We start from the raw sequence: 14,106 nt of genomic DNA, 5'->3' as shown, positions 1-14,106 counted from the left end.
AGAAATGGTCGTCGCGGCCGACCTGTTCCAGGCCCAGCAGCTCGGCCCAGACGGCGGCCAGCATGGTCTCGGCCGGACCCTGCGGGGCCTGGTAGCGGCGCGCCGCGACGGCGTCCTGGCCGGGGGCCGGCAGGGCGTTGCGATCGAGCTTGCCGTTCGGGGTCAGCGGCAGCGCCGCCAGCACCACGTAGGCGGCCGGCAGCATGTAGTCGGCCAACCGGGTCGCCAGCGCGGCGCGCAGCGTGGCCGGGTCGAGCGCGGCGGCAGACTGCGGCGCGCCGGCCTCGGCCAGCAGGTAGGCCACCAGGCGCAGGTCGCCGGCGCCGTCGTCGCGGGCCACAACCACCGCCTCGCGCACGCCGTCGCAGGCGGCCAGGCGCGCTTCGATTTCGCCGAGCTCGATGCGGAAGCCGCGGATCTTGACCTGGAAGTCGTTGCGGCCCAGGTATTCGAGGCGGCCGTCGGCCAGGTAGCGGCCGAGGTCGCCGGTCTGGTAGAGGCGGGCGTCGGGACTGGCGTCATAAGGGTCGGCGATGAAGCGTTCGGCGGTCAGCTCGGGGCGGTTCAGGTAGCCGCGCGCGACGCCGGCGCCGCCGATGTAGAGTTGGCCCGTGGCGCCGATCGGCACCGGTTGCAGCGAGCCGTCGAGCAGATAGATGCGGGTGTTGGCGATCGGTAGGCCGATCGCTTCGAAGGCGGCGCCGGGCCGGCGCGCCGCGACGCGCTGGCAGCACGACCAGATGGTGGTTTCGGTCGGACCGTACAGGTTCCAGACGGCATCGGCCCGTGCTGCCAGCTGCGCCGCCAGCTCGGCCGGCAGGGCCTCGCCGCCGCAGAGCAGCGTCAAGCCCGCGGCGCCTTGCCAGCCGCTGGCGAGCAGCAGGCGCCAGGTGGCCGGCGTGGCTTGCATGCGGGTGATCTTGTGTTGCGCCAGCGCGGCCGCCAGCAGCGCGCCGTCAGTCACTTCGGCCTGGTCGGCGATGACCAGCTGGGCGCCGCTGATCAGCGGCAGGAACAGTTCCAGCGCGGCGATATCGAAGGACAGCGTGGTGACGGCCAGCAGCGTGTCGTGCTGCGCCATGCCGGGCGTGTCGGCCATCGCGGTGAGAAAATTGACCACCGAACGGTGTTCCACCATGACGCCCTTGGGCTGGCCGGTGGAGCCGGAGGTGTAGATCACGTACGCCAGCTGGGTGCTGCGCTGGCCCAGCGCGGCGGCGTCGGGATTGCCGTCCGGCGCGGCCGCGATCAGGTCGGCGTCGGCGTCCAGGCACAGCGCGGGCAGGCCGTCGGCGGCCAGGCGCGGCAGCAGCGCCGCGGCCGTCACCAGCGCCACCGGGCCACTGTCGGCCAGCATATACGCCAGCCTGGTCGGCGGCAGCGCCGGATCGAGCGGCACGTAGCAGGCCCCGGACTTGAGGATGGCCAGCACGCCGACCAGCATGTCCAGGCCGCGCTCGACGCACAGCGCCACCCGCTGGTCCGGCCGCACGCCGCGCGCCAGCAGCGTGTGGGCCAGCTGGTTGGCGCGGCGGTTCAGTTGTTCGTAGCTCAGTTGCAGCGCGCCGCAGCGCGCCGCCGGCGCCTGCGGACGGGCGGCGCTGTGCGCCTCGAACAGTTGATGGATCAGGCGGTGCGCGGGGAAGTCGGCGGCGGTGGCGTTGAAGTCGACGCGCAGCTGGCGCCGCTGCGCCGGCGACATCAGCTGCAACTGGCCGACAGGCTGCTGGTCGTCGGCCAGCATGCTGCCGAGCACGTTGAACAGATAGTCGACATGGCGTTCCATGCTGGCGCGGTCGTACAGGTCGGTCGCGTAGTTGAGCACGCCGGCCAGGGTGTCGCCGGCGCCGGCCAGCACCAGCGACAGGTCGAACGGGGTATGGCGGTTGTCCGCGCTCTGGTGCGACAGGCGCAGGCCGGGCAGTTCCAGGTCGCCGTCGTAGGGGGTGTTGTCGAGCGTGAGCATGGCCTGGAACACGGTGCTGTGGCCGGGGCTGCGTTGCGGCTGCAGCAGCTCCACCACCTGTTCGAACGGCAGGTCCTGGTGGCTGTAGGCGCCCAGCGTGGTGGCCTTGACCTGGGCCAGCAATTGCGCCACGGTGGGGGCGTCGTCGAGCCGCACGCGCAGCGCCAGCGTGTTGACGAAAAAGCCGATCAGCGGTTCCACCTCGGGGCGCGCGCGGTTGGCCACCGGCGTGCCGATGACGACCTGGTCTTGTCCGGCCATGCGCGACAACAGCACCGACCAGGCCGCCAACAGGATCATGAACAGCGTGGTGTTGTGGCGCTGGGCCAGGGTGCGCAGGCGGGCCGTCAGCGCCGCCGGCAGCCGCAGTGCGACGCTGTCGGCGCGGTAGCTGGGCGTTGCCGGACGCGGCCGGTCGGTGGGGTAGGCCAGCAGCGCCGGCGCGCCGGCCAGTTGCGCATGCCAGAACGCGCCTTGCTCGCGCAGCAGCGCGCCGCTCAGCCACTGGCGCTGCCACAGCGCATAGTCGGCGTACTGGATCGCCAGCGGCGGCAGCGGATCGGCCTGGCCGCGGCTGAAGGCGCCATACAGCACCTGCAATTCCCGCATCAGCACGCCCATCGACCAGCCGTCGGAAATGATGTGGTGTTGCACCATGCGCAGCAGGTATTGGTCCTCGTCCAGGCGCACCAGGCGGCCGCGGATCAGCGGGCCGTTGGCCAGGTCGAAGGGGCGGCCGGCGTCGGCGTCGGCGTCGCCCTGTTCGGCGTCCAGCGCGGCCGGCGTGGCGCCGCGCAGGTCGCATTCGCTCAGCGGGAAGCCGCTGGCGGCGTCGGCGATGCGCTGTTGCGGCCCGTCGCCACAGTCGGGAAAGCTGGTGCGCAGGCTTTCGTGCCGCGCCACGATGCGGGCCAGCGCGGCGCGCAGCGCCGGCACGTCCAGCGCGCCGCTCAGGCGCAGCGTAAACCGCATGTGGTACGCCGCCGCCGTGGCCGGATCGAACTGGCTCAGGAACCACAGGCGCTGCTGCGCCCAGGACAGCGGCAGGCGTGCGCCGCGCGGCGCCGCGGTCGGCGCGCCGGCTGGCGCCGCGTTCGCGTGGTGAGCAGCATCCGACGGCAGGGGCGCGCAGGCGTTCAGGTTCGCATCATTCATGGGGGGATCTCGGCGGTGGCGCTCACGGCGGGCGACGGCCTCCGTGGCAGGAAGGGAAAGTTGTTTTTTTATGAAAATCCAGCTGGCATGTAGGCAATATCAATTTTAAAAAAACGACAACAGGCGGCGGATGGTACAGGACTGTTCTTTTTAATACAATATCCGGCAATGTTGTTGTTTTTTTACATAACAGCAAGGGTGCGGAAGGGAAAATATGCTAGGCGCCAGCGTCGGATGTTGCTATTAAATCTTTATAAATTTTAATTGTTTTCTTTTGCCTGAGCTTGGCTTACTATTTGCCGCGTTGAAAATATTGTATTTTTAAGAATTGACTATTGATTCACCTTGTCAACGGCGTAAGCCGGAAAGAGAAGCCCGTGTTTCGTTCGAGTCCGTTGCTGTTGCGTTTCACCCTGTTCCTGTTGTTGCCGATCGCCGTGCTGAGCTGGTACGGCGTGCGCTATGTGCGTTCCAGCCAGCCGCAGCTGAGCGGCCAACTGCGGGTGGCCGGCCTGGACGGCGCGGTCAGCATCGCCCGCGACCGCCAGGGCGCCGCCCATATCACCGCCTCCAACGAGCACGACGTTTATTTCGCCATGGGCTATGCGCACGCGCAGGACCGGCTGTGGCAGCTGGAGCTGCACCGCCGCATCGCGCAAGGCCGCCTGAGCGAGGTGCTCGGCCGCCAGGCCCTGCAGCAGGATGTCTGGTTCCGCACGCTGGGCCTGTATCAGGCCGCCGCCAGCGCCTGGCCGGCGCTCAGCGGCCAGGCCCAGGCTTCGCTGACCGCCTACGCGGCCGGCGTCAACGCCTGGCTGGCCAGCGACCCGGTGCTGCCGCCCGAATTCCTGCTGCTGGGCATCCGCCCGGCGCCGTGGGCGCCGCTCGATTCGCTGGCGCTGGTGAAGATCTTTGCGCTGAACCTGGCGGGCAATCTGAACCAGGAGGTCGAGCACCTGGTCGCCGGCCAGGTGCTCGACCGCGACCAGATGCAGTCCTTGTATCCGGCCTATCCGTCCACGGCGCCGGTGACCGCGCGGCCCGCCGCGCCGGCGCCGCCGGCGCTGGCCGCGCTGCTGCCGCTGCAACGGCAGATCGAGCGCCAGTTGCAGATCGGCGGCCGCTATGTCGGCAGCAACGCCTGGGTGGTGTCCGGCCGCCTGAGCCAGGACGGCAAGGCGCTGCTGGCCAACGATCCCCACATGAGCCTGGAGATGCCGTCGCTGTGGTACGCGGTCAGCCAGCACGGCGGCGCGCTGCGCGCCAGCGGCATGAGCCTGGTCGGCTTGCCGGTGGTGGTGTTCGGCGCCAACGAGCGCATCGGCTGGGGCGGCACCAGCATGATGGCCGACGTCCAGGACCTGTATTTCGAGCAGGTCGATGCGCTCGACGCGCGTCGCTACCGCTCCGGCGACCAGTGGAAAACCTTCGCCACGCGCAAGGAATGGATCACGGTCAAGCCGGACTTCCCGGCCATGTTGCGCGACCAGCCGGCGCCGGTCGCGGTGGAGATCCGCCAGACCGAGCGTGGACCGCTGCTGAGCGACGTGGTGGGCGCGTTCAACCAGCCGGTCTCGCTGCGCTGGACCGCGCTCGACGACGACGACACCAGCTACGAGGCGTTCTTCCGCCTGTCGTACGCCGGCGACTGGAGCGCGTTCCAGGGCGCCATGGCCAAGCTGGTGGCGCCGGCGCTGAACATGTTGTACATCGACCGCGCCGACAACATCGGCTATCTGGGCGCCGGCCGCGTGCCGCTGCGCAAGCGCGGCAGCGGCGACGCGCCGGTCAACGGCTGGAGCGGCGAGTACCGCTGGACCGGCCAGATCCCGGCGGCGGAGATGCCGCGCAGTTTCAATCCGCCCGAAGGCTATATCGTCTCGGCCAACAACAAGGTGGTGGGCGCCGACTATCCCTACTTTATCTCCAACGACTGGGCGCCGCCGGCGCGCGCCGAGCGCATCGAGCAGATGCTGCGCCAGCCGATCGGCGCCGGCCGGCCGCTCACGCCGGCGTATGTCCAGGTCATGCAGAGCGATGTGCTCGATCTGGACGCGCGCCGCATGCTGCCGCTGCTGACCGCGCTGGCGCCGCGCACGCCGCGCCAGCGCCAGGCGCTGGACTACCTGCGCGCCTGGAACGGCGAGATGGCCGCCAGCAGCCAGGCGGCGGCGATCTACGCGGTCTGGATGCCGCAGCTGCGGCGCGCCCTGTTCGCGCGCCAGATGACGGCCTATTGGAACCGGCCGGAGCCGGGCGGCTACCTGGACGCGGTGGCGCTCAACACCTCGACCGAAGTGCTGTACCAGGCGCTGCACGCGCAGCGCGGCCGCTGGTGCGGCCCGCGCGGCGCGCCGGCCTGCGCCGACATTTTGCTCAGCTCGCTTGACGACAGCCTGGCCGAACTGGAACGGCTGGCCGGCGCCGACATGGCCGGCTGGGCCTGGGGCGGCCTGCACGCCATCCGCTACCAGCACACGCCGTTCAGCGCGGTGCGCCCGCTGCGGCCCTGGTTCAGCCGGCACATCGCCAGCGGCGGCGCGCCGTCCACCGTCAACGCCGCCAGCGCGGTGCCCGGCGGCGCCGATGGCTATACGCAGAATTTCGGCGCGGCGTTCCGCCAGGTGATACGGCTGGGCGACGGCGGCCATTGGTACATCAATTCCACCGGGCAGTCGGGCCATCCGTTCAGCCCGCATTTCGACGACATGATCGCGCCATACGGCAGCGGCCGCTATTTCATGCTGGACGCGGCGGCCGGCGCGGCGGACACGCTGACGCTGACGCCGCGCCGCTAAGGGAGGAAGCCCGATGAAACTGTTTGCCGCATTCAGCGCCGAGGCGCCCAACAAGGTGTTTTTCTCGATCGTGCTGGGGGCGCTGGCCGGAGTGGCGTACGCGCTGCTGATCCCGCTGGTGCTGGCCAGCCTGACGGTCGAGCTGGAGCGCGGCGCGCCGCCGACGCCGTATATGTTCGCCAGCTTCGCGGTCTCGCAGCACCGCTTCGCCGCCGTGTTTTTCGTCACCTGCGCCTTCATCCTGGTGGCGCGCTCGCTGTCGCAGATCATGCTGCTGCGGGTCTCGATGGACATGACGACGGCGCTGCGGATACGGCTCTACCACCGCATCGCGCGGGCCCCGGTCGCCTACCTGGAGCGGGTCGGTTCGTCCAGGCTGATCAATGTGCTGACGGGCGACGTCAACCGTATCGTGATGGGCGCCCGCTTGCTGCCGGACTTGCTGATCAGCATAGTCACGCTGGTCGGCATGCTGGGCTTCCTGCTCTACACCAATAGCGCGGTGTTCTGGTTCGTGCTCGGCGCCATCGTCGTCGGCGCCGTCACCTACCAGTTGCCTATGTATCTGGGCAATCGCCATTTCACCCGCTCGCGCCAGAAGGTGGACCACCTGCTGGAGGCGATCAACGGCCTGATCCAGGGCGCCAAGGAACTCAAGCTCAACGAGGAAAAGCGCGCCCACTTCTTCCGCGACATGCTCGTCGCCAACGAGCACGAGATCCTGCGCAGCGACAAGCGTGGCTACACCCTGGCCCGGGCCGCCATGAATTACGGCGACTTGATCAGCTTTTTCGTGATCGGCGTCATCGCCTTCGTGTTCGTCAACTACCACGTCATCAGCAACCCGGAACTGGTGGGCGTGATCATGGCGCTGCTGTACGTCACCGGCCCGGTCAACGCGATCCTGAACTTCGTGCCGCAGGTGCTGGTGGCGCGCATCTCGCTGCGGCAACTCAACGAGGTGTTGCGCGAGCTGCCCGAGGAAGCGGCCGACGCCGCGGCCGAGGTGGCGCCGTGGCAGCGGCTGCGCTTCGACCAGGTGGCCTACCGCTACCAGGGCGAGGAGGGCAGCGGCTTCCAGGTCGGCCCGCTGAGCTTTGAGATCGCGCGCGGCCAGGTCACCTTCGTGGTGGGCGGCAACGGCTCGGGCAAATCCACCTTGAGCAAGCTCATCACGCTGCACTACCTGCCGGCGGCCGGCCGCATCGGCTTCGGCGCCGGCCAGGTGGACGACGGCAACCGCCACGCCTACCGCCAGCAGATCTGCGCGATCTACACCGACTACTACCTGTTCGACCGCTTGTGGGGCAACGCCGACGAGGCGGGGCGGCAGCGCATCAACGCATACCTGGTGGCGCTGCGGCTGCAGCACAAGGTGAGCGTGAGCGACGGCCGCTTCTCGACGCTGGCGCTGTCGGACGGCCAAAAGAAACGGCTGGCGCTGCTCGTGGCGCTGCTGGAAGACCGCCAGCTCTACCTGTTCGACGAATGGGCGGCGGACCAGGACTCGACCTTCAAGGAAGTGTTTTACAACATGCTGCTGCCGGAGCTCAAGGCGCGCAACAAGGCGGTGGTGGTGATCAGCCATGACGACCGCTATTTCTGCGTGGCCGACCAGTTGCTGATCATGGAGGAGGGCCGGCTGGCGCGCGTCGAGGCGGGCCAGGGCCGGGCCGCGCCGCCGCTGCGGCATGGCGTGGCGGCGCCCGCACCGACGCTGGAACAGGCCTGACGACGGCCGCTCACCTTTCGACACCATGACCATGACCACACGCCCCGCATTTCCGCTGACGCTGACCCAGGCCGACATCTATTTCGACCAGGCACGCCATCCCGAGCTGCCGCTCTACAACGTCGGCGGCTACATCGAGCTGGGCGAGATCGACCCGGACCGGCTGGCGCAGGCGCACGCCCGGCTGGTGTGCGGCCACGACGCCTTCGGCATCCGCGTGTGCGACGCCGGCCCCGAGGTGGCGCAGTCGATCAGCGACGAACGCGACACTGGACTGGCGCTGCACGATTTCAGCGCCGCGCCGGCGCCGGAGCAGGCCGCCCGCGCCTGGCTCGGCGCGCTGTTCCAGACCCCGCTGCCGCTGCACCGGGCCGCGCTGTTCCGCGCCTGCCTGCTCAAGCTGGCGCCGCGGCGCTACTGGTATGTCGGCCTGGCGCACCACCTGAGCATGGACGGCTGGGGCTTTGCCAACTGGGCGCGCCAGCTGGGCGCCTGCTATCACGAGCAATCCGTCGGCGGCGGCCACGCCGACGCCGGCGCGTCGGCGTGGCGCGCGGTGGCCGAGGCGGACCAGCGCTACCTGGCCGGGCCGCGCTGCCAGGCCGACCGCGATTACTGGCGCGCCAGCCTGGCGCGGCTGCCGGAGCCCTTGCTGGCGCCGCTGGCGCCGGCACGCCAGGGCGCGCCCGGCGCCAGCCGGCGCGCCATCGTCAGCCTGAACGCGCAGCGCATGGCCGGCCTGCGCCAGCTGGCCGAGGCCGCCGGCGTCGGCCTGCCGCAGGCGCTGGCCGGCTTGCTGTCGGTTTACCTGCGCGCCGTGTACGGCCGCGAGCAGCTGCTGCTGGGCATGCCGGTGCACAACCGCGCCGGCGCCGCGCAAAAACAGATGGTCGGGGTGTTCACCAGCGTCAGCCCGTTGCTGGTGGAGATGGCGCCGGAGCTGCGCCTGGGCCAGCTGCTGCGGGCGCTGGCCGGGCGCCAGCGCGCCAGCCTGCGCCACCAGCGCTATCCGCTGGGGCGCATGTTGCGCGACCTGGGCCGCCAGGGGCGCGCCGAGCCGCTCTACGATGTCGGCTTCAGCTATCTCAAGCTCGACAGCGCCTTCGTGGTGGGCGGCCAGGCCGCCAGGCTGGTGTACCTGAGCCATGACCACGAGGCCACGCCCTTGATGCTCACCGCGTGGGACTATGGCCAGCAGGCGGCGCAGCTGCAGTTCGATTGCAACCTGGGCTATTTCAGCGCGGCCGACATCGCCTTGCTGACGGCCCGCTTCGCGCACATGCTCGACCATTGCGCCGGCTGGGCCGAGTGCGCGCTCGACCAGCTCGACATCCTGCCGCCGGCCGAGCGCAGCCGCCTGCTGGAGGACTTCAACCGCAACAGCGGCGCGCCGGCGCCGGCCGCCTGCCTGCACGCGCTGTTCGAGGCGCAGGCGCGCGCCACCCCGGCCGCGCCGGCGCTGTGGGCCGGCGGCGCCACGCTGGACTACCGCCAGCTCAACGAGCGCGCCAACCAGGTCGCGCACCGCCTGCGCGCGACCGGCGCCGGGCCGGGGGCGCTGGTCGGCGTCTGCCTGGAACGCCACGCCGACATGGTGGCCAGCCTGCTGGGCGTGCTCAAGGCCGGCGCCGCCTACGTGCCGCTCGATCCGCGTTATCCGCCGGCGCGCCTGCAAGCCATCGTCGAGGACAGCGCGCTGCATATCGTGCTCAGCCAGGGCTCGCTGCGGCACGCGCTGCCGGCCGGCGCCGAGGTGCTGTACCTGGACCAGGCCGCCACGCTGGCCGGCCAGCCGCGCAGCGATCCCGACGCCGCCGCCGGCGCCAGCCCCGAACAGCTGGCCTACGTGATCTACACCTCGGGTTCGACCGGCAAGCCCAAGGGCGTGGCGATCCGCCACCGCAACGCCGCCGCGCTGGTGCAGTGGGCGCGCGAGTGCTACGCGGCCGACGAGCTGCGCAGCGTGCTGGCGAGCACCTCGCTCAATTTCGACCTGTCGGTGTTCGAGCTGTTCGTGCCGCTCAGCCTGGGCCACCGCTGTGTGCTGGTGGACGACGCGCTGGCGCTGCTCGAGCACGACCACGACGTCAGCCTGGTCAACACCGTGCCGTCGGCGATGCGCCTGCTGCTCGAGCGCGACGCCGTGCCGGCCTCGGCGCGGGTGATCAACCTGGCCGGCGAACCGCTGCCGCGCCAGCTGCTCAACGACCTGCTGGCGCGCGATCCGCGACGCAAGGTGTTCAACCTGTACGGGCCGTCGGAGGACACCACCTACAGCACCTGCGCGCTGTTTACCGCGCCGGTGGACGGCCCGCCCGGCATCGGCCGCGCCATCGCCAACACCCGGCTGTACGTGCTGTCGCCCGAGGCGGCGTTGCTGCCGCTGGGGGCGGTCGGCGAACTGTACCTCGGCGGCGCCGGCGTGGCGCAGGGGTATCTGCACCAGCCGGAACTGACCGGCCAGCGCTTCGTGGCCGATCCCTGGGACCCGGCCCCCGGCGCCCGCCTGTACCGCACCGGCGACCTGGTGCGCTGGGAGCACGACGGCACGCTGGCCTTCATCGGCCGCGCCGACGAGCAGCTCAAGGTGCGCGGCTTCCGCGTCGAACCGGGCGAGATCGAAGCCTTGCTGAGCGCCGACCCGGCCGTGCGCGACGCCGTGGTGGTGGCCGCCGGCCCGGCCGAGGCCCGCTACCTGGCGGCCTACGTGGTGGCGCGCGACGCCGGCGCCGACCCGGCCGCGCTGATGGCGCGCCTGCGCGCCGCGCTGGCGGCGGCGCTGCCGCCGCACCTGGTGCCGGGCGTGCTGGTGCCGCTGGAACGCCTGCCGCTGTCGGCCAACGGCAAGCTCGACAAGCGCGCGCTGCCGCCGCCGCAGCCCGGCGACGAGCGGGCCCACGTGGCGCCGGCCACGCCGGCCGAGCTGACGCTGGCGCGCATCTGGTGCGCCTTGCTGGAACGGCAGCGGGTCGGCGTCGACGACGATTTCTTCGCGCTGGGCGGCCACTCGCTGCTGCTCACCCGCATGCTGCACGCGGCGCGCGCGGCCGGCCTGACGCTGAGCGTGGCGCAGGTGTTCCAGGCGCCGACGCTGGGCGCGCTGGCGCGCGCGGCCCAGGCGTCGCCGCCCGGCGCGGCGGCCGGCCTGGCGGCGACGCCGCCGGCGGCCGAGCTGGCGCTGTCGTGCGCGCAGCAGCGGGTGTGGCTGGCCGCCACCCTGGGCGACGGCGCGGCCAGCGACAGCAATATCGTCGGCCGCGCCACGCTGGCGCGCGCGCTCGACGCCGGCCGCCTGCGCGCCGCGCTGGCGCGGCTGGCCGCGCGCCACGAGGTGCTGCGCACCCATCTGGCGCTGGCCGACGGCTTGCCGCGGCAGGTGGTGGCGGCGCCCGCGCCGGTGGCGCTGGCCTGCCACGACCTGGCCGCGCTGGACCCGGCCGCGCGCGCGGCGGCGCTCGAGACGCTGCTCGCCGAGCACGCCGGCGCGGCCTTCGACCTGACGCGCTTGCCGCTGTTCTCGCTGGTGATGCTGCGGCTGGCGCCGGAGCAGACTCTGCTGCAGATCAGCATCCATCACCTGATCGCCGACGGCTGGTCGATGGTGCTGTTCTTCGACGCCCTGCTGGCCGCGCACGATGACGGCGCCGCCGGCCCGGACGACGGCGCGCCGCTGCTGCAGTACCGCGATTACGTGGCCTGGCAGCGCGACTTCCTGCTGGGCGACGAGGCCGGGCGCCAGCGGGCGTTCTGGCGCGACTACCTGCATGGCGCCAGCGAACAGCTGCTGCTGCCGTTCCAGGCGCCGACGCCGAGCCGGCAGGGCGCCCCCGGCCAGCTGCTGCGCCTGGCCGTGCCGGCCGCCACCGTCGACGCGCTGCGCGCGCTGGCGCGCCAGGCGCGCGGCGCGCTGTTCAACCTGATGCACGCCGCGCTGGCGCTGCTGCTGGGCCGCCTGAGCGGCGAGTCCGACTTGAACATCGGCATACCGGTCAGCGGCCGCCATCTGGCCGGCAGCGAAGCCATGCTGGGCATGTTCCTCAACAACCTGCCGCTGCGCAGCCGCATCGACCTGGCCCAGCCCTTCGACGCCTTCCTGCGCGCCCAGGTCGCCAACGCGGCGGCCGCGCTATCGCACCAGGACCTGCCGTTCGAGCACATCCTGGCGCTCAGCGGGGTGGGCCGGGCGGCCGACAGCACGCCGCTGTTCCAGGTCTTCCTCAACATGCTCAGCCTGCCGCGCGCGGGCGACGGCCGCGACCTGTTCGCCGACGCCTTCGCGCAGATGCCGGCGCTGAACAATAAATTCAACCTGAGCCTGTATGTCAGCGAAGGCGAGGGCGGCGGCGCGCTCGGCCTGTACTGCACCTACAACCAGCGCCTGCTGGCGCGCGCCGACGTCGAACTGCTGCTGGAACAATACCTGGCGCTGCTGGCGCAGGTGGCGGCGGACGCCGGGCGCCGCTGCGGCGACTATGCGCTGCGCGCCGGCGCGCCGGCCTGCGCCGGGCTGGCGCTGCCGCGGCTGGCGGCGGCCACGCTGCCCGACTACCGCGCGCCGCTGGCGCTGGAGTGGCTGGGACCGGTCCAATGCCAGTTCGACGCGGTGGCGCAGCGCTGGCCGCAACGGCGCGCGCTCGAATGCGGTCCGCGCGACTGGACCTATGCCGAACTGCGCCGCATGGCCGACGGTTACGCATCCCGCCTGCGCGCGCTGGGCGTGGGCCCGGGCGACGTGGTGGCCGTGCTGACCGAGCGCCGCGACGCGCTGGTGATCGCCACGCTGGCCATCCTCAAGACGGGCGCGGCGTTCATGATGTTGTCGCGCACCGTGCCGGAGGCGCGCGTGCTGCTGCAGCTCGAGTCGGTGCCGCCGCGCTGCCTGGTGGCGTTCGACGCCGGCGCGGTCGGCGCGGCGCTGGACGCCCGCCTGAACCAGATCGGCTGCGCCCGCCTGCTGGTGGAGGCCGACCGCGCGCTGCTGGCGTCGTTCGCGGCGGCGGAGCCGGCCGCGCCGTCGGTGGCCAGCGCCGCCGGCGATCTGGCGTATATCGCCTTCACCTCCGGCACCGAGGGCCGGCCGAAGGCGATCCGTGGCCGCCACAGCTCGCTGTCGGCCTTCATGCCGTGGATGAACCGGCAGTTCGGGCTGACCCCGGAGGACCGCTTCGGCATGCTGTCCGGGCTGGTGCACGACCCGCTGCAGCGCGACATGTTCACCCCGCTGTGCCTGGGCGCGACGCTGGCCGTGCCGCGCGAACAGGAGCTGGCGTTCGAATCGCTCAACGACTGGCTGCTGGCGCGGCGCTTGACGGTGCTGCACCTGACGCCCAGCCTGGGCAGCTTCCTGTCGAGCGCGTGCGCGCGGCCGCTGCCATCGTTGCGGCTGGGCCTGTTCGTCGGCGAGATCATCACCACCGCCCACCTGGAGCAGTTCCGGCCGGCCGCGCCGGGCATGCGGGTGGTCAATATCTACGGCACCACCGAGACCGGGCGCGCGATCAGCTACCACGACGTCGCCGCCTACGCCGACGCGGCCGACTATTGCACCGACGTGCTGCCGGTCGGGGTCGGCATCGGCCAGGTCCAGCTGCTGGTGCTCAATGCCTGCATGACGCCGTGCGGCGTCGGCGAAATCGGCCAGATCGCCACCCGCAGCCACCACATGTCGCTGGGCTACCACGCCGACCCGCGCCTGACGGCGGAAAAATTCGTGCGCAATCCGTACGGCGACGACCCGGCCGACCTGCTGTACCTGAGCGGCGACACCGGGCGCTACCGGCGCGACGGCGTGGTCGAGTGCCTCGGCCGCAGCGACCGCCAGGTCAAGGTGCGCGGCTTCCGGGTCGAGCTGCCCGAGATCCAGGTGTGCCTGAGCGCCCATCCGGCGCTGCGCCAGGTGGCCGTGACCAGCCGCGTCAACGCGGCGCGGGAGGTGGAGATCGTCGCCTATGTGGTGCCGCACGCGGCCGGCGCGCCCGGGGCCGGCGCCGAGGCCTTGCGCGACTACCTGGCCGAGCGCCTGCCCGACTACATGCTGCCGGCCGAGCTGATCTTCCTGGAGCAGTTGCCGCTCAATGAAAACGGCAAGCTCGACCAGGCGCGCCTGCCGGCCGGCGCGCCGCGCCTGGACGACGGCGCGCTGGCGGCGCCGGCCTCGCCGCTGGAGCAGCAGTTGCTGCCGATGTGGTGCGCGCTGCTGGCGCGCGAACAGATCGGCGTCGACCAGGATTTCTTCCGCCTAGGCGGCCATTCGCTGCTGGCCACCCAGCTGCTGGCGCGCATCGAGCGGCAATTCGGCGTCGTGCTCAGGCACGGCGATTTCTTCAAGGACAATTCGATCCGGGCCGTGGCGCGGCGCATCGAGCAGGCCCGCCTGGCGCAGGGCGTGCGGCGCAGCGGCGCGGCGCGGCGGCAGATCAGTCTGTGAGCCGGCGCGGCCGGCGTAACCCTGGCCA

Annotated in this window: 4 protein-coding genes; 3 read left to right on the top strand and 1 reads right to left on the bottom strand. The window is 71.5% G+C overall.

The features are described 5' to 3' along the window. Window positions 1–3,121 (bottom strand): non-ribosomal peptide synthetase (locus KVP70_RS31915; RefSeq protein ID WP_217946421.1); only part of this gene is annotated, 3,121 nt, incomplete at its 3' end. 377 nt (window positions 3,122–3,498) lie between these two features. Between KVP70_RS31915 and KVP70_RS31910 the strand changes: the two genes are divergently transcribed. Genes KVP70_RS31910 through KVP70_RS31900 form a run of 3 tightly spaced genes read left to right on the top strand, consistent with a single transcriptional unit; the run spans window position 3,499 to window position 14,078 of the window. Beyond that, on the top strand, window positions 3,499–5,919 hold the full coding sequence (locus KVP70_RS31910) for a penicillin acylase family protein (RefSeq protein ID WP_217946420.1): 2,421 nt from the start codon (window positions 3,499–3,501) through the stop codon (window positions 5,917–5,919). A 13-nt stretch (window positions 5,920–5,932) separates the two neighbouring features. Then, the gene (locus KVP70_RS31905; protein ID WP_217946419.1) at window positions 5,933–7,651 is read left to right on the top strand and encodes a cyclic peptide export ABC transporter; all 1,719 of its coding nucleotides are present in this window, start codon (window positions 5,933–5,935) and stop codon (window positions 7,649–7,651) included. Between the two features lie 31 nt (window positions 7,652–7,682). Next, on the top strand, window positions 7,683–14,078 hold the full coding sequence (locus tag KVP70_RS31900) for a non-ribosomal peptide synthetase (protein WP_217946418.1): 6,396 nt from the start codon (window positions 7,683–7,685) through the stop codon (window positions 14,076–14,078). Window positions 14,079–14,106: the final 28 nt, after the last annotated feature.

It is taken from the genome of Duganella violaceipulchra (assembly GCF_019166075.1).
Classification (GTDB): Bacteria; Pseudomonadota; Gammaproteobacteria; order Burkholderiales; family Burkholderiaceae_D; genus Rugamonas; species Rugamonas violaceipulchra.
This window is presented reverse-complemented; position numbering and strand designations above follow the sequence as displayed.

Bases quoted from the DNA above. Each gene is read 5' to 3' on its own strand.
- KVP70_RS31905 (WP_217946419.1), top strand. From the start codon at position 5,933: ATGAAACTGTTTGCCGCATTCAGCGCCGAGGCGCCCAACAAGGTGTTT.
- KVP70_RS31900 (WP_217946418.1), top strand. From the start codon at position 7,683: ATGACCACACGCCCCGCATTTCCGCTGACGCTGACCCAGGCCGACATC.